Below are 19,835 nucleotides of genomic sequence, written 5' to 3' on the forward strand. Positions count from 1 at the left end.
ACAACCCAGAACCGGAGGCCACTCGTGACCACCGTCGCACCCAAGCCGGTCGTGACCCGGCCCTGGCCGGTCCGCGAGCCGGTCAAGGGGTCGACCATCGCGCGGCTGCTGCGCACCACGGACGCGAAGCAGATCGGGATCATGTATATGGTCACCGCGTTCGCGTTCTTCATGATCGGGGGCTTCATGGCCCTCCTCATGCGCGCTGAGCTGGCGCGGCCGGGCCTGCAGTTCCTGTCGCCCGAGCAGTTCAACCAGCTCTTCACCATGCACGGCACGATCATGCTGCTGTTCTTCGCGACGCCGATCGTGTTCGCCTTCGCGAACTACGTGGTGCCGTTGCAGATCGGCGCGCCGGACGTGTCGTTCCCCCGGCTGAACGCGTTCGCCTACTGGCTGTACCTGTTCGGTGCCACCCTGACGACCGCCGGGTTCATCGCGCCGGGCGGCGCGGCCGACTTCGGCTGGACGGCGTACGCGCCGCTGAGCACCGCGGATCACTCGCCGGGCGTCGGCGGGAACATGTGGGTGATGGGCCTGGTCATCTCCGGCCTGGGCAGCATCCTCGGCGCGGTCAACCTGATCACCACGATCCTGACCCTGCGCGCCCCCGGCATGACCATGTTCCGGATGCCGATCTTCACCTGGAACATGCTGGTCACCAGCCTGCTGGTGATCCTGGTCTTCCCGCTGCTGGCCGCCGCGCTGCTGGCGGTCGCTGCGGACCGCCTGATCGGCGCCCACGTGTACGACCCGGCCACCGGTGGCCCGATGCTCTACCAGCACCTGTTCTGGTTCTTCGGCCACCCCGAGGTCTACATCATCGCGCTGCCGTTCTTCGGCATCATCTCCGAGATCATCCCGGTCTTCTCCCGGAAGCCGATCTTCGGTTACAAGGGCCTCGTCGCCGCGACCATCGCCATCGCCGCCCTGTCGATGAGCGTGTGGGCGCACCACATGTTCGCCACCGGCCAGGTGCTGCTGCCGTTCTTCAGCTTCCTCAGCTACCTGATCGCCGTGCCGACCGGCATGAAGTTCTTCAACTGGCTCGGCACGATGTGGCGGGGTCAGATCACCTTCGAGACACCGATGCTCTTCGCCGTCGGCTTCCTGGTGACCTTCCTCTTCGGTGGTCTGACCGGTGTGCTGCTCGCCAGCCCGCCGCTCGACTTCCACCTGACCGACTCGTACTTCGTGGTGGCGCACTTCCACTACGTGCTCTTCGGCACGATCGTGTTCGCCGTGTTCGGCGGCATCTACTTCTGGTTCCCGAAGATGTTCGGCCGGATGCTCGACGAGCGGCTCGGCAAGATTCACTTCTGGCTCACCATGGTCGGTTTCCACACCACCTTCCTGGTGCAGCACTGGCTGGGCAACGAGGGCATGCCGCGGCGCTACGCCGACTACCTGCCCGGCGACGGCTTTACCATGCTGAACACGATCTCCACGATCGGCGCGTTCATCACCGGCATCTCGACCCTGCCGTTCATCTACAACTGCTGGAAGTCGTACAAGGCCGGTCCGGTGGTCGAGGTCGACGACCCGTGGGGCTACGGCAACTCCCTGGAGTGGGCCACCACCTCGCCGCCGCCACTGCGTAACTTCGACCGGATGCCGCGTATCCGCTCCGAGCGGCCGGCGTTCGACCTGAAGTTCCCGGAGCTGGCCGCCGGGGTGCAGACCCTGGCCGGCCCGCCGGAGGGCGGCGCCAAGCCGCTGACCAGCGAGGCCAACGGCGGTGCCAGCTACGTGGAGGACACCACCGGCAACCGCGACCAGCGCTGACCGAGCATCGACGAAGGGCCCCTTCTCCCGCTGGAGAAGGGGCCCTTCTCGTGCAGGACACCCCGATTGCGGCGGGCGCTCAGGCCGGCGGGGCGTAGGTGTCGAGGAACGTGGTCAACCCGTCGCGGATCTCGATGCTGCCGGTCTCCGGGTTGAGCAGAAACACCCCGTGCGCACTGGTGGGGGCCAGCACCAACTGCCGCTGCGTGGTCTGCGGAGTGGCGTCGTGGAGCTGCCGCGCCGACTCCGCGAAGCTCCCATCCATGTTCCCCGCGCCGTAGAAGACCGGGACGGTGATCTTCGGGGCTGCCGCGGCGGCGTCCGCGTCGTGGTAGGCGGTGGGCGGTGAGAGGGCGACGACCGCGGCCGGCGCCGGGCTGAGGGTCGGCGCGGCGGCCAGCACCGAGGCGCCGCCCATCGACGCGCCGACCAGCGCGATCTGGCTCGCGCCGTCGGCCCGCAACGCGTCGGCCGCCGCCTCGACCTGCCGGCCCAACAGCACCCCGTGGCCCAGCGAGACCCCGGACCCGGCGAAGTCGAAGGCGAGCACTCGATATCCCCGGTCGGCCAGCTGCTTCCCGTAGGGCAGCCACTGGCAGACGTCACCGCCGGCCATGTGCGCCAGCACCACACCGGTGCTCCCGGAGCCGAGGACGACCCCGCCCAGCTCGGCGTCGAGTTCGCTGCCGAACACGATCTGCCGGCCGCCGCCGGCCCATTCGGGGCAGGCCTCGCCCGCGTTGAGTCCGGTCGGCTTCGGCTTCGGCTCCGGCGGGGGGACGGGGCTGCAGGAGATCAGCCCCACGGACAGGGCCACGGCAACCAGACGTAGCGCGGCGAGCTTCATGGCGACTCCTCGATGACGGCGTGGAAGCGCTCCCATTGTGGCGATGGGTAGGCGCCTCGCGCGATCCCGCTCGCGCCTAACGTGTCGAAGCTGTTACCGCCGATCCGGTCGGATTCGGCCCGGCCGCCTCGTCCGCGCTGTGGCCAGAGCCGCCACGAACAGGATCAGCGGGTGCCTCGGCCGCTGACGGCCCGCCGGCTGCCCGCCGCTGACGCAGCTCCACGGGGAGCACCACCAGGGCCACCAACGCGCCGATCGCGCCGGTGACCGCGAAACCCCACGGTGGTGCCGAGGCGTCGATCACCGCCCCGGCGAGCGGCGCGCCGAGCGCGATGCCGACCGTGACGGCAGAGCCGTGCAGGCCCATCGCCTCACCGCGTACGCCGGCCGGAGCGAGCCGGCTGACCGCGTCGGCGGTCGAGGCGATCGTCGGCGCGCAGAGCGCACCGGCCGGGAGCAGCGCCAGGCAGAGCAGCCACCAGTGCGACCCGCCCAGCCCGACCGGGATCGTGGTGAGGCTGAGTGCCGCCACCAGGAGCAGCGGCGAGAAGGACCGGCTGACCGCCCCGTAGGCGAAGCCGCCCACCAGCGACACCGCCGCCCACACGGTCAGCACGGCACCGGTCCACCCGACCTCGCCGCCGGCCCGCAGCACCGCGACCACCGCCACATCGGTGCCGCCGAGCACCAGGGTGGCGGCCAGGCTCACCGCCAGCACGGCGAGCAGCCGGGGGGTCAGCCACTCGCGCCGGGGCACCTTCCGAGGCGGGCCCGCCGGTTCGTCCGCGCTGCGGGTGGGCGGGTTGAGCAGCCAGAAACCGATCCCGGAGGCGACGATCCCGGCGCCGACCGCCCACATGGTGATGCGGGGACTGATCGTGGTTGCCAGCGCCACGGCCAGCGCCGGGCCGACCATGAACGACAACTCCACCGACATCGAGTCCAGCGCGTACGCCGGGCGGCGCCGCGCGGCCGGCACCAGCGCGGCGACCGACTGGCGGACCACCGAGAAGACCGGCAGGGCCAGCAGCCCGGCCAGGAACGCGGCCGGCAGCAGCACCGGGTACGGCAGGGCCGGCGCGGCGGACCAAAAGATGCCCTCGGCGATCGTGGTCAGGATGAGCACCGGGCGCAACCCGCGCCGGTCGACGAGCCGCCCGAGCAGCGGGGAGCCGAGCGCGGCGCCGACGGTCGACGCGGCGCCGACCAGCCCGGCCGCGCCGTACCCCCGGCCGAGGTCGAGCACGACGTGAAAGGTGAGCGCCACCCCGGTCGCGGTGAGCGGGATGCGGGCCAGCACCGACACCAGCAGCAACGACCGGAGACCGGGCAGGGCGAGCGCCTCCCGGTAAGGTTTCAAGTTCACGACGGTCCGTACCTCCGGCGGCAATCCTCAGGCCGGGGTACGACAGCCGCAAGCGATTACCTGGTCAAGCGGTTTTGATCACAGGGGCGCCGACCAGGGTGACCCCGGCGCCCCGCATCGCGCGCAACGCCACGTCGAGCGTCTGCGGCGCGACCGCGGCGGTGAGGTCCAGCAGGACCGTGGTGTCGAAGCCCTCGCGGGCGGCGTCCAGGGCGGTCGCCCGCACGCAGTGGTCGGTCGCGATCCCGACCACCTCCACCCGGTCGACGTCGTGGCGGCGCAGCCAGTCGGCCAGGCGCTCGCCGCCGTCGGCATGCCCCTCGAAGCCGGAGTACGCGGCCGCGTACTCGCCCTTGTGGAAGATCGCCTCGATCCGGTCGGTCGCCAGGTCGGGATGGAACTCGGAGCCGGCGGTGCCGACCACGCAGTGGCGGGGCCAGGAGTCGACGAAGTTCGGCGGATCGCCGAAGTGCGCGCCCGGGTCGATGTGGTAATCCTTCGTCGCCACCACCTGCGCCCAGCGGCCGGGCTCGGCGGCGAGCAGCCGGGAGATGCCGGCCGCCACGCCCGCCCCACCGGCCACCGCGAGGGAGCCGCCCTCGCAGAAGTCGTTCTGCACGTCCACGATGATCAACGCGTTGCTCATGCCGGCGCTCCTTCTCAGTTCACGGGTACGACGGTCACCGGCACGGCCGGGTCGCCGCCGGAGAGCTTCAGGCCCTCCCACGGAATGGAGATCAGACACTGCCGCAGGTGCTCCCGCGACTCGGGCAGGGTGGGCCGCGCCACCGGCTCGCCGTCGACGACGAAGGAGCGCTGGAGCAGCCGGTCGTTGGGCTGCCGGTCCGGCACGCCCTGCGGCACGACGATCTCCTCGGTGGCGGTGCCGCTGGGCTTGTGCCGGCGTACCGCCACTTTCCGGCCGCCGATGGTGGCCTTGTGCTCCGAGCGCTTGACCACCGCGCGCCCGTCCACCTCGACCAGCTTGTAGACCAGGCCGGCGGTCGGCGCGCCGGAGCCGGTCACCACGGCGGTGCCGGCGCCGTACATGTCGACCGGCTCGGCGGCGAGCGCGGCGATCGCGTACTCGTCGAGGTCGCCCGAGACGATGATCTTCGTTTCGGTGGCGCCGAGCGAGTCGAGCAGCTCCCGGCACTGCTGGGCGATCACCGCCAGGTCACCCGAGTCGATCCGGACCGCCCGCAGCTCCGGCCCGGCCACCGCGATCGCGTTGCGGATGCCCTCGGTGATGTCGTACGTGTCGACCAGCAGCGTGGTGTCCTTGCCCAGCGTGGCGACCTGCGAGGCGAACGCCGCCCGCTCGTCGTCGTGCAGCAGGGTGAAGGCGTGCGCGGCGGTGCCGGCGGTCGGAATGCCGTACCGCTGGCCCGCGGCCAGGTTGGAGGTGAACCCGAAACCGGCCAGGTACGCCGCCCGGGCCGCGGCCACCGCCGCCGCCTCGTGCGCCCGCCGGGAGCCCATCTCGATCAGCGTCCGACCCCGGGCCGCGGTCACCATCCGGGCGGCCGCCGCGGCGACCGCGCAGTCGTGGTTGAGCACCGACAGCACCAGCGTCTCCAGCACCACGCACTCAACGAAACTGCCGGAGACGGTGAGGATCGGGGAGTTGGGGAAGAAGAGCTCGCCCTCGGCGTACCCGTCGATGTCACCGGTGAAGCGGTAGTTGGTCAGCCATTCGGCGGCCCGGTCGTCCACCACGCCGGTGCGGCGCAGGAAGTCGACCTCGTCGGCGTCGAACCGGAACTCCCGGATCAGCTCGATCAGCCGGCCGGTCCCGGCCACCACGCCGTACCGTCGGCCCGCCGGCAGCCGGCGGGTGAACACCTCGAAGGCGCAGCGGCGGTCGGCGGTGCCGTCCCGCAGCGCGGCGCTGACCATGGTCAGCTCGTAGTGGTCGGTCAACAGCGCGGGGCGAAGGGTGTTCACGGCTCCAGCCTAGAAGTTCAGGCGGGGTCGGTGCCGTCCTGGCCCGGCAGCGACCACAGCGCGTCCCGCAGCTCGGCCCGGCTGGCCACCCCGAGCTTGCTGTAGACCCGCTGGAGGTGGTTTTCCACCGTACGCGCCGACAGGTAGAGCCGTTCGGCGATGGCCCGGCTGGTGGCGCCCTCGGCGGCGAGCCGGGCGACCTCCAACTCGCGTTCGCTCAGCGCCGGCCGGAGCAGCCGCAGCGCCGGCGTGTCGACCTGGTCGCAGCGGCGGAGCAGGGCGGCGAGCCGTTCCCGGGCCGGGCCGGTGGCGGCGGCGCGACCCCGCATCAGGTGCAGGGCCATCGCGGTCGCCTCGGCGGCGTACACGGTCAGGTCCCGGGCGGCGAAGCCGTCGGCGACGGCGAGCAGGCCGGTGGGGCAGCCCTCGACCGCGGCGCGGGCGTACCGGGAGACCAGCGGCGGCAGCGGCCCGTCGACCCGCTCGGACAGCTCGGCGACACGCTGCGCCACGCTGCGCCGGCCGCCGTCGTGGCCGGCCGGCCCGATCGGGGCGCCGGCCTGCCCGAGCCGCACCAGATCGAACAGGACCAGCAACTCGTGGCCGGCGAGCCCGTCCTCGCGGAGCCGGTCGGCCAGCGCGCAGAGATGCCTGGTGGCCGCCGGCAGGTCACCTGCGGCGGCGTGCACCGCGCCCCGGGCCTGCTCGATCCACGGGTACAGCACCGCCATGCCGGGCGCGTGGGTGCGGTCCGCCTCGGCCATCGCCTCCGCGGCGTGCGCCGCGTCGCCGCGTAGGGCCGCCACCTGGGCGCGCTCGGCGTGTGCCAGCCCGGCGAAGACCCGACTGGTGGCGAGCACCGCGCAGGCCCCGAGGCTGGTCTTGAGCGCCTCGTCGCCGCGCCCGCGCAGCCGCGCCGCGTACGCCTGGAGTATGGACAGGTAGCCGGTGCCGAGCCGGAAGTCTCCCGCGCCGGCCAGATCGGCGAACTCGTCGGCCACGATCGCGTCGATGCCGGCCAGGTCGCTGGAGAGCGCCAGCCGGGTGCCCCGGGCCAGCTCCATCGCGAGTTGCAGGTATGGCATGTCGCTCCGCCAGCGCGCCGCCTCCGCCTGCACCCGGGCGATCGCGGTGGCGCTGTGCCGGTACTGGCCCTGCGCGGCCTGCAGGTGGGCGATCGTGCACCGGGCCAGCTCCCGGGCGGCCATCGGCGAGGCCGGCCGGTCCAGCACCGCCTGAGCGAGCCGCAGCGCGGTGCCGGTGTCCAGCCGGTGCAGCCGCATGATCGCCTCGAAGGCGCGGACCCGGGCCTGGTCGGCGGAGTCGGTCAGCCCGTCGCCGCTCGCGGCGATCTCCTCCACCGTGGACTCCTGGCTGAGCCCCCAGTAGCTGACCATGCCGCGGACCGTCAGCCAGCGGCTGCGCCGCCCGGCGTCGTGGATCTTTGCGGCGACCGAGTCGAGCACGTCGATCGCCTCCTCGGGCCGGTCGCCGAACATCAGGATGGTGGCGAGCAGCTCCGCCGCGTCGGACCCGGCGTCACCCTCCAACGCCGCCCGCGCCAACCGGGTCGCCAGCGGCACGTCGTACCGGCCGAAGGCCTGAGCGGCCGCGCCGAGCAGCAGCGCCGGGTCCTGCGCCGTACCCGAGTCGTGCCGCCACACCGCGACCCGCAGGAGGTCGTCGCGGCGGCGGGCGCCGACCTGCTCCAGCAGCCCGGCCAGGGTGGCCTGCAGCCGCCGGGTACGGCTGACCGGGCACTGCCGGCGCATCACCTCGCCGTAGAGCGGGTGGGCCAGCCGGACGTCCAGCCGCCGGTCGTCGGGCACCATGCTGATCAGGCCGCGTTCCTCGGCCATTTCCACGTCGCTCCGGTCGACCACCTTCTCCAACAGTTGCAGGCCGAGCGGCTCGCCGAAGGCGACCAGCTCGACCACCGACCGCACGCCGGGGGTGAGCTGGCCGATGCGGGTGTCGATCAGGTCGGTGATGCTCGGTGCCAACTCAAGCCGGCCGGTCCACTTCCAGATTCCGTACGTACGGCTGAACTCGTTGCTTCCCTTGGCGGCAAACACCAGCTCGCGCAGCAGCAGCGCGTTGCCAGAGGAGAGTCGGAACAGCCGCTGCGACGACTTCGCGTCGACCGGGCCGCCCAGGATCGCGGCGAGCAGCCCGGTGGTCTCGCTCGGGCTCATCGGGCCCAGCTCGACCAGGTCGACCAGGTCGTCGTTCCACAGGGCACGGATCGGCAGCGGGATCTGCTCGCCGTCGCGCAGGGTCCCGATCACGGTGGCGTTCTCGGCGCGGGCGATCAGGTTGACCAGCGCCGCCGAGGGTGGGTCGAGCAGGTGCGCGTCGTCGATGGCCAGCATGATCTGCCGGCCGGCGGCCTGTTCCTGGAGCACGTCCACGGCCCAGCGGAGGATGCCGGCGGGGGAGAGCCCCTGCGGCTGCTCGGCGGGGAGCACCTGGACCAGGCCGCCGAACGGCAGGGCGGCGGTGGTGGCGCTGGCCGAGACGGACCAGATCGCGTACTGGTCGGTGAGGAAGTGGGTCAACCCCTCACGAAGCAGGCGGCTCTTGCCGACGCCGGCCTTGCCGCTGAAGAACAACCCGCGCCCCTCGGGGCCGCCGACCGTCGACAGCAGGCGATTGAGTTCATCCGTTCGGCCGACGAAGTCCCACCGACTCATCGGAGAAGCATATCGACGGTAATCCGTCAGCGCATGGAGCGTCACGCAGCGAAGTTGAGTAACCTGGTCATTACCCGTAAGTATTAAAGTGCTGGGTGTCGGGTGTCCGACACACGTACTCTTCCCACGTCCGGACATGATGGCCGGATTCCCACGTGACCGGCCGACCATCCGGTCGCCCGACGGGAGGCCTGCTCGTGAAGCCGGATTCTCTGCCCTCGGTCGGCGTGCCCGACCGCAGCGGGCCGGCCGAGTCGTCGCGGTGCACGCCGCTGGCCGCCTGTCGCGAGGCGGCAGAGCCCGGCCCCGACGATCCGTTGGCCGTCGTTGTCACCGGTCCGGCCGGCGCCGGCCGTCGGGAACTGCTCGCCGGCCTGCTCGGGGTGGCGCCGGGGATGCTGACCGTGCCCGTCGGCAGCTACCTGGTCGTCAATTATGCCAAGGAGCCGACCCGCGCCGCGTACGTGCCGGGCTACCGCCAGTCACACTCCTACGGCGCCGACCTGCTCGCCGCCGGTCCGGCGCTCGCCCGCCCACCTCGCCGGGTGGAGCTGAGCCTGCCCAACCCGCTGTTGCGCCGCTTCGCCCTGCTCGACACGCCGGACACCGGCACGCTCGGGGTGGCCGCCGCCCGGGTGCTGCTCGATGTGGTGGGCCGGGCCGGCGCCCTGCTCTTCGTGATCTCCGCCGACCAGGCGTTCACCGCGGCCGAACTGAGCCTGCTGGCGGAGGCGGCCCGGTCCCAGGTCGAGGTGGTCTTCGCGGTGACCCCGGGCATCGCCGGCCGGGCGACCGCGGCGGACGGCCCGACGACGGACGACACGGGGGCGTCCGGCCCAGCCGGGCCGTTGACGCCGCCGGCGGCGGGACATCCCCTCGACTCGGTGCGGGTCGCCGTCGCGGCACACCGCGCCGCCCTGCTCTCCGCGGTGCCCGACCTCGCCGCCGCCCGCTGGCATCTGGCCGGGCAGGCCGACCACCCGGCCCTGCTCCGCGGCCTGGTCGACTGGTCGGTGGACGAGGGGCTGCGCCGGGCCAGCGCCCGCCCGCCGGAGCCGCCCGGCGCACACGGCCGGGTGACCGTCGCGCCGGAGCTCGACCCCGCTGGCCTCGCCGAACGACTGGACCGTCAGGCCCGCACCTGCGCCCAGCGGATCCGCCAGCATCTCGCGCTGGAACTGGCCAGCATCCATCTCCGGGTGGTCCAGGAGATCGTCTTCGGGGTCGGCTGCGCGGGCCTGCCGCAGCTGCTCGACCAGGAGATGGAGGCGCTGTCGCTGCTCGCCACCGCACGGTGCGACGAGGCGGTTCGGGGCATCGTCGACGACGCGGCGGCGTGGGTCTTCGGCGCGCCCCTGGCCGAGGGGGTGCGTGCCCGGATCATCCGGGCCGTCCGGTGGGGCCTCGTCGAACAGCCGGCCGACCGGGAGTTGGACAAGGTGCTTCTGGTCACGAGCACGGCCGGGGTGGCCGAGCTGGCCGGCGGCGGCGCTCTCGACGCGCTGGCCACCTTCCCCGGTGCGGTCCGTGTCGAGGCGCTGCCCCCGGTCGGGGTGGCCCTGTCCGGGGGCTGCTGGCAGCAGTGGCGTCTCCCCGGCAACGACGACCCGAACGGCGCGCGTTCCTGGGCCCAGCGGGCGCTGCGCGAGGTCGAGCTGGAGCTGACCCGTGAGGTGTCCCGGCGCTTCGAAGCGGTGCGGCACTCGCTGGACGGGGTGCTCGCCGATGCTGTCGACCACGGCATTCTGCTCGCCTGAGGTCGGCGTGGCCGGCCGGTCGCCCGGGTCGCCTGCGGCGGCCCGGGCGGGTGAACCGGGCCGACCGGGTGTTCCGGTTCATCGGTCGCCCGGATCCGGTGGCACGATGGGGGGTATGGCGACTCCACAGGTTGCACCGGTCGAGACGCCGGACACCGATGAGGTGCCGGCTTCCGACCGGCCATGGGTGACGATCGTCTGGGACGATCCGATCAACCTCATGACCTACGTGACCTGGGTGTTCCAGAAGCTTTTCGGATACAGCCGGGAGAAGGCCGAGCAGCTCATGCTGGACGTGCACCACAAAGGTAAGGCCGTGGTCTCCAGCGGGCCCCGCGAGCGGATGGAGCACGACGCGTCGCAACTGCACGCGTACGGGCTCTGGGCGACGGTGGACAGATCGTGAGCATGTTTCGTCGCTGGGGCGACCGGTACGTGGCCAGCCTCGCCGTGGACGAGGTGCGGGTGCTGCGCAAGGTCGCCTCCGAGGTGGTCGGCCTGCTCACCGACGGCTTCGACCACGGCGATCCGGTGGTCGGCCGGCTCTTCCCGGAGGTCTATCCGGACGACGCGGCGAGCACTGGCGAGTTCCGCCGCTACACCGAGGGGGACCTCAAGACCGCCAAGATCGACCAGGCCGGTGCGATCCTCGCCGCGTTGCCCGACGGTGAGGTCGGCGGCGAGGTGCAGTTGGACGCCGAGGCGGCCGAGGCGTGGCTGCGCGCGCTCAACGACGCCCGGCTGGCGATGGGGGTCCGGCTGGAGATCAAGGACGGCACCGACGTGGGCGAGGAGCTCGACGAGGCGGTCGCCGCGGACCCGGCCTCGTCCAGGGTGTTCCAACTGTCGGTATACGCGTACCTGGGATATCTGCAGGAGTCCCTGCTCAACGCCCTGATCGACTGAGCCGTGACGGTCGCCACCTCGCCGCCCCCAATCGGGGGCGCTAGGCTGGTCGGCGTGCTGAGCATCGACCGGTCGATCATCGACGCGATCGTGGCCCACGCGCGTCGGGACCACCCGGACGAGGCGTGCGGCGTGGTCGCCGGCCCCGTCGGCAGCGACACCCCGACCCGGCACATCCCGATGGACAACGCCGCCCGTTCGATGACGTTCTACGAGTTCGACTCGATGGAGCAGCTGCGGGTGTGGCGGGAGATGGACGACCGCGACGAGGAGCCGGTCGTCATCTACCACTCGCACACCGCGACGGAGGCCTACCCGTCCCGCACGGACGTCGCCTTCGCCGGTGAGCCGGGAGCGCACTACCTGCTCGTCTCGACCCGTGAGCCCGACACGGAGGAGATCCGTTCCTTCCGCATCGTCGACGGCGTGGTCACCGAGGAGCCGGTCCGGATCATCGTGGATGCCGCCGTGGACCCGCACGCCGTCCAGTCCTACATGTTCGGGCAGAGCCCGGCGACGGTCGACTACGAGTGTTCCGGCCGCTGATCCTTACAGCGCCGGCGCATCCTTTCTCTTCCCGTCACCTGGCACGACCCGAACAAGGAGCACACCATGGCCATTGAGGTTCGCATTCCCACCATCCTGCGTAGCTACACCGGCGGCGCCAAGGTCGTCGAGGGCACCGGCGATACGCTGACCGACCTGCTCGCCGACTTGGACTCCCGGCACGCCGGCCTGAAGGCCCGGCTGGTCACCGACGCCGGCGCGCTGCACCGGTTCGTCAACGTCTACGTCAACGACGAGGACGTTCGTTTCCTGGGCGCGCTCGACGCCAAGCTCAACGACGGTGACAGCGTCACCATCCTGCCCGCCGTGGCCGGCGGCGCGCCGACCCGCTGAGGGCGGGCGTCATGGCGCGGTACGACAGCCTGCTCGAGGCGTGCGGTGGCACGCCTCTGGTCGGGCTGCCTCGGCTCTCACCGACGGTGCCCGACGGGGCTCCGCCGGTGCGGCTCTGGGCGAAGTTGGAGGACCGGAACCCGACCGGCAGCATCAAGGACCGGGCCGCCCTGCACATGGTCCGGGCGGCCGAGGCGGCCGGCCGGCTCCGGCCGGGCGACACGATCCTGGAGCCGACCAGCGGCAACACCGGCATCTCGTTGGCCATGGTGGCCAAGCTGCGCGGCTACCGGGTGGTCTGCGTGATGCCCGAGAATGTCTCCACCGAGCGGGTCCAGCTGCTGCGGATGTACGGTGCGGAGATTATCTTCTCGCCGGCGGCCGGCGGCTCGAACCAGGCCGTGGCCACCGCGAAGCAGATCGCGGTGGAGCACCCCGACTGGGTGATGCTCTACCAGTACGGCAACGAGGCGAACGCCCGGGCGCACTACGAGACGACCGGGCCGGAGCTGCTGCACGACCTGCCCACGATCACTCACTTCGTGGCCGGCCTGGGCACGACCGGCACCCTGATGGGCACCGGGCGCTACCTGCGAGAGAAGGTCGACGGCATCCAGGTCGTCGCCGCGGAGCCCCGCTACGGTGAGCTGGTCTACGGCCTGCGCAACATCGACGAGGGTTACGTCCCCGAGCTCTACGACGCCGGGGTGCTCTCCCGACGCTTCTCGGTCGGCACCCGCGACGCGGTGCTGCGTACCCGGCAGCTGGTCGAGGTGGAGGGGATCTTCGCCGGCTTCTCCACCGGCGCGATCCTGCACGCCGCCCTCGCCGTGGCGCACGAGGCGGTGCGGGACGGCCGCCGGGCCGACGTCGCCTTCGTGGTCGCCGACGGGGGCTGGAAATACCTCTCGACCGGGGCGTACGGCGGCACCCTCGCGGACGCCGAGGACGCCCTGGAGGGACAGCTCTGGGCCTGACGGCCCGCGGATCCGGGGGCGGCCTGCGGCACACGCCGGCCGCCCCCGACCGTTTCGCGGCTTGGGAGCAGACGTGTGCGGGTGTCGCGTTGATGACAACTTCCGTTAGGCGATTCTTGCCGACCGGGCCACCGCGTAGGCTGCGCAGCGTGGCGCACGCGTCGGTAGAGATCATCGGCGGGGCGACCGCCGGCGCGTTGACTACAAAAAGTGACATCGGGGCAACCGGATGCGACTAACCGTCCTCGGCTGCGCGGGCAGCTTCCCCGGCCCCGAGTCCCCCTGCTCCGCATACCTGCTGGAGGCGGAGGGCTTCCGGCTCCTGATCGACTTCGGTTCGGGGGCGCTGTCCACCCTCCAGCGCTACGCCGGGCTGCACGCCCCCGACGCCATCCTCCTCACCCACCTGCACTGCGATCACATGCTCGACGCGGTGACGTACGTGGTGGTGCGCCGCTACGCCCCGGAGGGCCCCTACCCGCCGCTGCCGATGTACGCGCCTCCCGGCGCCCCGGACCGGCTGGCCACCGCCTACGGCGAGGGACACGGCACCGTCGAGGACGTCTACCAGTTCTACGGCCTGCAACCGGGCACCTTTCCGATCGGCCCGTTCACCGTCACCGTCGACCGGATGAACCACCCCGTCGAGACGTACGGCGTGCGGCTGGAGCACGACGGCCGGGTGTTCTGCTACTCGTCGGACACCGCGCCCTGCGACGCGCTGCTGCGCCTCGCCCAGGGTGCCGACGTGTTCCTCTGCGAGGCCAGCTACCTCGACGGCGTGGAGAACCCACCCGACCTGCACCTGACCGGCCGGGAGGCCGGCGAGGCGGCGACCAAGGCCGGGGTCGGCCGGCTGCTGCTCACCCACCTGGTCACCGCGTGGGGCAGCGAGGCGCACACCGTCGAGGCGGCGGCCGGGGCCTACGCCGGCCCGCTGGAAGTGGTCCGCCCCGGCGCCGGCTACGACATCTGACCGCCGCCCGGCAAGCTCGCCGGGCAGCCGCAGACCCGTCACCTTCCGTGCGGGGCTGTTCCTGTGACGCTGCGTGCACTTCCTCGGCTCGGTCGACGGATGCTCGCGCGCGCCTTTGCTCTGCAGCCATCCACGCAGCACGCAGTTGAGCTGCGACTTCTAGTCGATCTTCCGGTTGATCGCGAGGCTGTCAGTGACAGTCGGTAGCTGATGCGTCCATGGCTGCAGAGCAAAGTCAGGCGCGGGTACCCGGCGCGGTCGGCGCGGTCGTCACCAACCGTCACCCTGTCGCGGCCTGTCGCCGAACGGGGGTACGCGAAGCTCCGGCCGGCCCGACGCGGTCCGGGCACCCGGGGATGGTGCGATCACCGCACCACATAGGGTGCAGGCATGGCGCGACCTGACGGGCGGCAGCCCGACCAACTCCGACCGGTGACCCTGACCAGAGGCTGGAGCACCCATCCGGAAGGCTCGGTCCTCGTCGAGTTCGGGGCGACCCGGGTGCTGTGCACGGCGAGCGTGACCGAGGGGGTGCCCCGCTGGCGTAAGGGCTCCGGGCTCGGCTGGGTCACCGCCGAGTACGCGATGCTGCCCCGGGCCACGAACACCCGCTCGGACCGGGAAAGCGTCAAGGGGAAGGTCGGCGGGCGCACCCACGAGATCTCCCGGCTGATCGGCCGCAGCCTGCGCGCCTGCGTGGACCTCAAGGCCCTCGGCGAAAACTCCATCGTGCTCGACTGCGACGTGCTCCAGGCCGACGGCGGCACCCGCACCGCGGCGATCACCGGCGCGTACGTGGCACTGCACGACGCGGTGACCTGGCTCGCCGAGCGTAAGGCCCTCGCCGGCAAGGTGGAGAAGGTGATGCACCGCTCGGTGGCCGCGGTCAGCGTCGGCATCATCGAGGGCCAGCCCCGGCTGGACCTCTGCTACGCCGAGGACGTGACCGCCGAGGTCGACATGAACGTGGTCTGCACCGGCACCGGCGACTTCGTCGAGGTGCAGGGGACGGGCGAGGCCGGCATCTTCGCCCGTGAGCAGCTCGACGCCCTGCTGGACCTGGGCGTCATGGGCTGCCTGGAACTGGCCGACGCGCAGCGGAAGGCGCTTTCATGAACAAGATGCTCCTCGCCACCCGTAATCAGAAAAAGCTCGTCGAGCTGCAGCGGATCCTCGACGGCGCGCTCGGCGCGCACCGAATCGCCCTGCTCGGCCTCGACGACGTCGAGACGTACCCGGAGCTGCCGGAGACCGGCCTGACCTTCGGCGAGAACGCGCTGATCAAGGCCCGGGAGGGCTGCCGGCGTACCGGCCTGCCGACCATCGCCGACGACTCCGGCCTGGCCGTGGACGCGCTCAACGGCATGCCGGGCGTGTTCAGCGCCCGCTGGTCGGGCCGGCACGGCGACGACCAGGCCAACCTTCAGCTCGTGCTGGACCAGATCGCCGACCTGCCCGACGAGCACCGGGCCGCCTCCTTCGTCTGCACGGTCGCGCTGGTGCTGCCCGGCGGCAAGGAGCACCTGGTCGACGGCCGCCAGGCCGGCCGGCTGCTGCGCGCGCCGCGCGGCGACGGCGGCTTCGGGTACGACCCGATCTTCCTCGGCGAGGGGCAGGAGCGGACCAACGCGGAGCTGACCCCGCAGGAGAAGGACGCGGTCAGCCACCGGGGCAAGGCACTGCGCGAGCTGGCCAAGCTGGTCGCCAAGGTGCTCCCACCGGCGGCCTGACCCGCCGGACGGGCGCTGGCGCTGGTCAGGGAACGTCTACTCGTGGCGGCCTGGACCGTCGCGTCGCGCCCGATCGGACTGCCAGCTGCGCAGGGCGTTTTTGATGCGCTGGCTTTCGTCGCGTGCCCTGTCCCGCTCCTCGGTGCGCCGATGCAGCTCGTAGGCGAGGCGGTGCAGTAGGGCGTCGACGTCGTCGGTCTGGTAGCCGCGTCGGCCGAGTCGGGTGGCGGGCAGGGTGAGCGCGGCGATGCCGTCGGGGGTGAGTGGGCCGCGTAGGGCGTTGCGGCTGCGGTAGACGGTCATCGCCACGGGATCCGATCCGGCAGGTGGATCCGGTCGGCGGGCACCCCGGCGGTGAGCAGCCGCAGCCGCGACCCGGCCAGCATCGCCGGCGGACCGCACACGTACACCGCCTGGTCGCGCCGGTGTTTGAGGGCGACGGTGAGCGCGTCGCCCCACTCTCCCGGTTCGTCGACCTGGTCGTGGGAGAAGGTCGGCACGATCGTCAGCCAGTCGTGGCGCAGCTTGTCGAGGGTGACCGCGTCATACAACACCTCTATCGAGCGGGCCCCGACGATCAGGGTCACCCGCCGGCCGGCGGGGTTGGCGGCGATCTGCTCGATCAGGGCGCGTAGCGGCGCCAGGCCGGTGCCGCCGGCCACCAACAGCAGATCCTGCCCGTCGACCAGGTTCAGCCCGGTGTCGGTGGGCGGGCCGAGATAGAGCAGCTCTCCGGGGCGTACCTCGTGGACCAGGCTGGTGGAGACGACGCCGCCAGAGACTGCGCGGACGTGCAGCTCGACGGTGCCGTCGGGGCGTGGCGTGTTCGCCGGGCAGTACCAGCGCCACCGGCCGGGCCGGCGCGGCGTGCACACCGGCACCGCCTGACCCGGCTGGTAGAGCAGCCGCCGCCACGGCCGTACCGTCAGCACCGCGACCCCGTCGGCGGCCAGGTCGTGGTCGAGCACCTCCACCGGCCACCAGGCCGGGCCGTCACCCGCCCGAACGGCGGCCCGCTCGACCTTCTCCCACGGCACCCTGACCTGCAACGCGTCGTCGATGACCGCGGTGTGGTCGGGGCGCAGACCATAGCGACGGTACGCACGGCCGAGCACCGCCAGCAACGCCCACCTGTTCGGGCGGTCGTCGTCTTCGCTGGTGAGCTGGTGCAGGGCGGCGTACAGCAGCGGAGCCGCCTGCTCCGGCAGCAGGCCCCGGTAGCGGTCCTCCACGAACTCCCAAAAGTCGGCGACGCTCGGCTTCCGATACGGCCTCAGGACCCCCGTCAGGTAGTCGACCGCCCGCCGATGCTGCCCCTCCGACCAGCCCAGACACGGCACCTCCGGCTCACCACCGGTCCCGCTGGCCAGCGACCGCGCCAGATGCGCCTTCAACCGATCCCAGTCCACCCCGATCAGGTACGCGGACAACTCCGCATCCGCCGCCACCAGACTCAACCAGCGGGCGACCGCCTCCCGCATCTGCGCCTCGGTCATCGGGTGCCGCCCGCCTCGGCCTGCTCCTCAGTCAGGCCCGCTGCTTCGAGGGTGGCGTGGCCCCAGCGGGCCAGCCGACACGGGTACGGGACACGCTCACTGCGACAGAGCAGACCCTGCGGCCAGGGCTCTGGCGCGTGGACCCGAACTGCCTTAGCGGCGAGGGCCCAGTCTTCGTCGGTGACCGGGGTGAGGACGGGAAAATCGGCGAGTACGACAGACATCGGTGGGCGCCTCCGGCGGTGTGATGCGTGGGAGCGGCACCGGGGCGGGCGGGGACGGCGAATCCGCGACGGGGAACGCGGGTTGACCGGAGCCCGGCACCCGCCCCGGGCCATGCGCCCAGCTTTCGTGAGGAGTTGACCAGCAACTACAGCGCCGAAGAAGCCTGCATGAGGCAGAAATGAGGCGTCTGCGTATCCGCCTTATCTACGGGTTGTTACTAGAGTGGCGGTAGGACGGAGGGAGATCGGACGTGGCCCTGAAGCGACACCGGCTCTGTCAGCGACGCAAAGCCCTCGGGTATAGCCAGGAGCGCCTGGCCGAGCTCCTCGGGGTGGAGCGGTCGACCGTGGTGCGCTGGGAGAACGCCGAGACCGATCCGCAGCCATGGCATCGAACCCGAATCGCCTCCGCGTTGGGGGTTACGCTCGAACAGCTCGACGCCATGCTCGTCGACGTGTCGGTGGCAGCGCATCGAGGGCAGGCCATGAGAGATGACAACCGGGATCCCGCGTCCGCTGCTGCTCGCCCTGAACTTCTGAGCGGCCTCCGCACGTTTCTCACCAACTACTTGGCGGCTTCCAATCGGCCGGCTCAGTCGTATGCCGAGGTGCGGCGATCAGTGGGTCGGGTCCACAATCTCTACCAGCGGGCAAGTTACACGTCTGCTGCTCGGCTGCTGCCGGACGTGCTCAGCCAGGCAACGGACCTATCCAGCCGGTCGACGGGGCTACATCGCAGCACTGCTTTTCGGCTGCTCGCCGCCACGTACATCGCGGCGTCGAAGCTCGCCGCCAAAGTCGGCGACGGCGACGCCGCCCTGCTCACCGCAGACCGATCCTGCACCGCCGCCAGACTCGCCGACGACCAGGCGCTGACTGCCGTCGCGGCCTACCAGGCAGCTTGTGGTCTCATGCGACTGCCGGGGCGCGAGAGCGAAGCCGAGCACGTCGTGCGGAGCAGCCTTGACCGCTTGGCCGCGACTGGCCCTGCTACCGATCCTGACCTTCTTTCCGCTCACGGAGCATTGGTGCTGCTGGCCGCAGTGATGACGGCTCGGCAGGGCAACCCGAAGGAGGCAGCTCAGTTCCTGGCGCGGGCCGAAGGGCTGGCGTCGACGCTGGGCGGTGACCGTAACCGGCTGTGGACCGGCTTCGGCCCGACGAATGTCGTTATCCACGCCGTCTCCACGGCGGTTCGCGCAGGCAATCCGGACCAAGCCCTGGAGATCGGAACCCATCTCGACACCTCGCGGCTGCCGACGGTGCTGGTTGGCCGAAGGGCACAGGTACACGTCGACCTTGCGGCAGCGGCGCTGATGTCGGCCGGCGACAGGTCCGTATCAGTGCTGCACCTCTTGGAAGCCGAGCGGGTAGCCGCCGAGGCCGTGCACACCAACGTTCAAGCCCGCACGCTCCTGCTCGACCTGTTGGCGAAGGAGCGACGAGCGGCAACGCCGGGGCTACGGCCACTCGCGGAACGGGCCGGGCTGCTGGCATGAGTCAGCGAGGCGTACTGGCCCTGGTCGTCTGCGCCGCACCGCCGGTGCTCCGCATCGGCGAACTGATCGAGCTGCTGCAGGAAGACGGCTGGACCGTCTGCCTCACCGCCACGCCGACCGCCGCGACCTGGATCGATCGCGAGGCGCTGGCACTGCAGACCGGCTACCCGGTCCGAGTCGAGTGGCGAATGCCCGGCGACCCCGAGCCGCACCCTCCGGCGACCGCCGTTGCCGTCGTACCGGCGACGTTCAACATCATCAACAAGTGGGCCCAGGGCATCAATGACACGCTCGCACTCGGCATCCTCAACGAAACCCTCGGCGCTGGCATCCCGGTTCACGCCTTTCCGAACGTCAAGGCGCAGCTTGCCAATCACCCGAGCTACGACCGACATCTGCGGCTGCTTCAGGGCACAGGCGTCAGTACGACACCACTGACAGCAGAGCTGGACTGGCGGATGGTCGCGGACCAGTTCCTAACCTCGCGCACGGTTGAGGAGCCGTAAAATCGGTGTGTGGCCCAGCCCTATTTGGTGAAAAGCCGGAGAAGTCGACAGTAACACCTCTGCATACCTCCGCGCCGCTCATCACCAAGGGGAAGTAATTTCCGGGCTTTCCCCGGCTGCTACCGATACCTGACGTAGCGCACTAGTCCGCAATCGTCCGCCCAAGCCCGCCGGCTTGGCTGCTCAATTGGCTGCTCGTGGCATCGCTCCATGCCCGGATGTGGCC

The 19,835-nt window shown here is 71.4% G+C and carries 20 protein-coding genes; 12 read left to right on the forward strand and 8 right to left on the reverse strand.

Going from position 1 to position 19,835, the window contains the following annotated elements; genetic code table 11:
* Positions 1 to 24: 24 nt before the first annotated feature.
* The gene (gene ctaD / locus ABZ671_RS05085) at positions 25 to 1,785 is read left to right on the forward strand and encodes a cytochrome c oxidase subunit I (RefSeq protein WP_357851418.1); all 1,761 of its coding nucleotides are present in this window, start codon (positions 25 to 27) and stop codon (positions 1,783 to 1,785) included.
* Positions 1,786 to 1,864: 79 nt separating this feature from the next.
* Here the strand turns inward: ctaD and ABZ671_RS05090 are convergent, their stop codons facing one another.
* The 5 genes from ABZ671_RS05090 to ABZ671_RS05110 form a co-directional block, all read right to left on the reverse strand.
* A complete protein-coding gene (locus ABZ671_RS05090; protein ID WP_357851421.1) occupies positions 1,865 to 2,632 on the reverse strand; it encodes an alpha/beta hydrolase in 768 nt (255 codons plus the stop codon).
* A gap of 76 nt (positions 2,633 to 2,708) precedes the next feature.
* On the reverse strand, positions 2,709 to 4,022 hold the full coding sequence (locus tag ABZ671_RS05095; RefSeq protein ID WP_357851425.1) for an MFS transporter: 1,314 nt from the start codon (positions 4,020 to 4,022) through the stop codon (positions 2,709 to 2,711).
* A gap of 40 nt (positions 4,023 to 4,062) precedes the next feature.
* On the reverse strand, positions 4,063 to 4,644 hold the full coding sequence (locus ABZ671_RS05100) for an isochorismatase family protein (RefSeq protein ID WP_357851428.1): 582 nt from the start codon (positions 4,642 to 4,644) through the stop codon (positions 4,063 to 4,065).
* Between the two features lie 14 nt (positions 4,645 to 4,658).
* On the reverse strand, positions 4,659 to 5,945 hold the full coding sequence (locus tag ABZ671_RS05105) for a nicotinate phosphoribosyltransferase (protein ID WP_357851431.1): 1,287 nt from the start codon (positions 5,943 to 5,945) through the stop codon (positions 4,659 to 4,661).
* 17 nt (positions 5,946 to 5,962) lie between these two features.
* Positions 5,963 to 8,638 (reverse strand): LuxR C-terminal-related transcriptional regulator, encoded by a 2,676-nt coding sequence (locus ABZ671_RS05110; protein ID WP_357851434.1) that lies wholly within the window; start codon positions 8,636 to 8,638, stop codon positions 5,963 to 5,965.
* A 197-nt stretch (positions 8,639 to 8,835) separates the two neighbouring features.
* Between ABZ671_RS05110 and ABZ671_RS05115 the strand changes: the two genes are divergently transcribed.
* The 9 genes from ABZ671_RS05115 (at position 8,836) to rdgB (ending at position 15,884) form a co-directional block, all read left to right on the forward strand.
* Positions 8,836 to 10,395 (forward strand): hypothetical protein, encoded by a 1,560-nt coding sequence (locus tag ABZ671_RS05115; protein WP_357851436.1) that lies wholly within the window; start codon positions 8,836 to 8,838, stop codon positions 10,393 to 10,395.
* A gap of 115 nt (positions 10,396 to 10,510) precedes the next feature.
* Positions 10,511 to 10,801 carry an ATP-dependent Clp protease adapter ClpS gene (gene clpS, locus ABZ671_RS05120; RefSeq protein WP_357851438.1) on the forward strand — a complete coding sequence of 97 codons (291 nt, stop codon included), beginning with the start codon at positions 10,511 to 10,513 and terminating at the stop codon, positions 10,799 to 10,801.
* 2 nt (positions 10,802 to 10,803) lie between these two features.
* Positions 10,804 to 11,301: a DUF2017 domain-containing protein gene (locus ABZ671_RS05125; protein WP_357851739.1), complete on the forward strand. Its 498-nt coding sequence runs from the start codon at positions 10,804 to 10,806 to the stop codon at positions 11,299 to 11,301.
* 54 nt (positions 11,302 to 11,355) lie between these two features.
* The gene (locus tag ABZ671_RS05130; protein ID WP_357851441.1) at positions 11,356 to 11,847 is read left to right on the forward strand and encodes a M67 family metallopeptidase; all 492 of its coding nucleotides are present in this window, start codon (positions 11,356 to 11,358) and stop codon (positions 11,845 to 11,847) included.
* Positions 11,848 to 11,913: 66 nt separating this feature from the next.
* The gene (locus tag ABZ671_RS05135) at positions 11,914 to 12,201 is read left to right on the forward strand and encodes a MoaD family protein (protein WP_357851443.1); all 288 of its coding nucleotides are present in this window, start codon (positions 11,914 to 11,916) and stop codon (positions 12,199 to 12,201) included.
* 11 nt (positions 12,202 to 12,212) lie between these two features.
* The gene (locus tag ABZ671_RS05140; RefSeq protein ID WP_357851446.1) at positions 12,213 to 13,178 is read left to right on the forward strand and encodes a pyridoxal-phosphate dependent enzyme; all 966 of its coding nucleotides are present in this window, start codon (positions 12,213 to 12,215) and stop codon (positions 13,176 to 13,178) included.
* Between the two features lie 229 nt (positions 13,179 to 13,407).
* Positions 13,408 to 14,154, forward strand: a complete 747-nt coding sequence (locus ABZ671_RS05145) for an MBL fold metallo-hydrolase (protein WP_357851449.1) — start codon at positions 13,408 to 13,410, stop codon at positions 14,152 to 14,154.
* Positions 14,155 to 14,544: 390 nt separating this feature from the next.
* A complete protein-coding gene (rph, locus tag ABZ671_RS05150) occupies positions 14,545 to 15,270 on the forward strand; it encodes a ribonuclease PH (RefSeq protein WP_357851452.1) in 726 nt (241 codons plus the stop codon).
* Entirely contained in the window at positions 15,267 to 15,884 is a 618-nt protein-coding gene (rdgB, locus tag ABZ671_RS05155; protein WP_357851455.1) for an RdgB/HAM1 family non-canonical purine NTP pyrophosphatase, read from the forward strand. Before rph ends, rdgB begins: the two co-directional genes overlap by 4 nt.
* 36 nt (positions 15,885 to 15,920) lie before the next feature.
* Here the strand turns inward: rdgB and ABZ671_RS05160 are convergent, their stop codons facing one another.
* From ABZ671_RS05160 to ABZ671_RS05170, 3 genes are read right to left on the reverse strand one after another with little or no spacing between them, the layout of a single operon-like run.
* Positions 15,921 to 16,187 (reverse strand): DivIVA domain-containing protein, encoded by a 267-nt coding sequence (locus ABZ671_RS05160; protein ID WP_357851458.1) that lies wholly within the window; start codon positions 16,185 to 16,187, stop codon positions 15,921 to 15,923.
* The gene (locus tag ABZ671_RS05165; protein WP_357851461.1) at positions 16,184 to 17,380 is read right to left on the reverse strand and encodes an FAD-binding oxidoreductase; all 1,197 of its coding nucleotides are present in this window, start codon (positions 17,378 to 17,380) and stop codon (positions 16,184 to 16,186) included. The genes ABZ671_RS05160 and ABZ671_RS05165 overlap by 4 nt, the downstream gene beginning before the upstream one ends.
* Positions 17,377 to 17,604, reverse strand: a complete 228-nt coding sequence (locus tag ABZ671_RS05170; RefSeq protein ID WP_357851463.1) for a hypothetical protein — start codon at positions 17,602 to 17,604, stop codon at positions 17,377 to 17,379. Before ABZ671_RS05170 ends, ABZ671_RS05165 begins: the two co-directional genes overlap by 4 nt.
* Positions 17,605 to 17,855: 251 nt before the next feature.
* Here ABZ671_RS05170 and ABZ671_RS05175 point away from each other — a divergent pair, with 251 nt between their 5' ends.
* Complete coding sequence (locus ABZ671_RS05175; RefSeq protein ID WP_357851466.1) at positions 17,856 to 19,103, forward strand: helix-turn-helix transcriptional regulator; 1,248 nt, start codon at positions 17,856 to 17,858, stop codon at positions 19,101 to 19,103.
* Entirely contained in the window at positions 19,100 to 19,609 is a 510-nt protein-coding gene (locus ABZ671_RS05180; RefSeq protein ID WP_357851469.1) for a flavoprotein, read from the forward strand. The genes ABZ671_RS05175 and ABZ671_RS05180 overlap by 4 nt, the downstream gene beginning before the upstream one ends.
* The last annotated feature ends 226 nt before the right edge of the window (positions 19,610 to 19,835 follow it).

This window comes from Micromonospora sp. NPDC006766, from assembly GCF_040636055.1.
Classification (GTDB): domain Bacteria; phylum Actinomycetota; class Actinomycetes; order Mycobacteriales; family Micromonosporaceae; genus Micromonospora.